General features: G+C 49.7%; 2 tRNA genes and 2 rRNA genes. All 4 read left to right on the top strand.

The features are described from left to right. A 16S ribosomal RNA gene (locus J5M67_RS27210) occupies positions 1-70 on the top strand; the annotation flags it as partial. Between the two features lie 65 nt (positions 71-135). Beyond that, positions 136-212: transfer RNA gene (locus J5M67_RS27205), tRNA-Ile, on the top strand. A 27-nt stretch (positions 213-239) separates the two neighbouring features. Further along, positions 240-315: transfer RNA gene (locus tag J5M67_RS27200), tRNA-Ala, on the top strand. A gap of 230 nt (positions 316-545) precedes the next feature. Then, positions 546-961, top strand: a 23S ribosomal RNA gene (locus J5M67_RS27195); the annotation flags it as partial.

Here is a 961-nt window from a genome sequence, read left to right as displayed (position 1 = left end):
GTGATTCATGACTGGGGTGAAGTCGTAACAAGGTAGCCGTAGGGGAACCTGCGGCTGGATCACCTCCTTAATCGAAGATCGCAGCTTCTTCATAAGCTCCCACACGAATTGCTTGATTCACTGGTTAGACGATTTGGGTCTGTAGCTCAGTTGGTTAGAGCGCACCCCTGATAAGGGTGAGGTCGGCAGTTCGAATCTGCCCAGACCCACCAATTGTTGTGGTGTGCTGCTGATCCGATGGGGCCATAGCTCAGCTGGGAGAGCGCCTGCTTTGCACGCAGGAGGTCAGGAGTTCGATCCTCCTTGGCTCCACCATTTACATCGTCGAAAGCTCAGACAGGAATGTTCGGTGAACGAACCTTGCTGTCTGGTCTTTGTGCCAGAACCGTTCTTTAAAAATTTGGGTATGTGATAGAAGTAAGACTGAATAATCTCTTTCACTGGTGATTATTCAAGTCAAGGTAAAATTTGCGAGTTCAAGCGCGAATTTTCGGCGAATGTCGTCTTCACGTTCGAGACAGTAACCAGATTGCTTGGGGTTATATGGTCAAGTGAAGAAGCGCATACGGTGGATGCCTTGGCAGTCAGAGGCGATGAAAGACGTGGTAGCCTGCGATAAGCTTCGGGGAGTCGGCAAACAGACTTTGATCCGGAGATCTCTGAATGGGGAAACCCACCTAGCATAAGCTGGGTATCTTGTACTGAATACATAGGTGCAAGAGGCGAACCAGGGGAACTGAAACATCTAAGTACCCTGAGGAAAAGAAATCAACCGAGATTCCCTTAGTAGTGGCGAGCGAACGGGGACTAGCCCTTAAGCTTCTTTGAATCTAACAGAACGCTCTGGAAAGTGCGGCCATAGTGGGTGATAGCCCCGTATGTGAAAGGTTCTTGGAAGTGAAATCGAGTAGGACGGAGCACGAGAAACTTTGTCTGAACATGGGGGGACCATCCTCCAAGG

The organism is Pseudomonas sp. 30_B, from assembly GCF_017491605.1.
GTDB lineage: Bacteria > Pseudomonadota > Gammaproteobacteria > Pseudomonadales > Pseudomonadaceae > Pseudomonas.
Note: the sequence above shows the minus strand (reverse complement) of the source record. Positions and strands in the feature narration are given on the sequence as shown.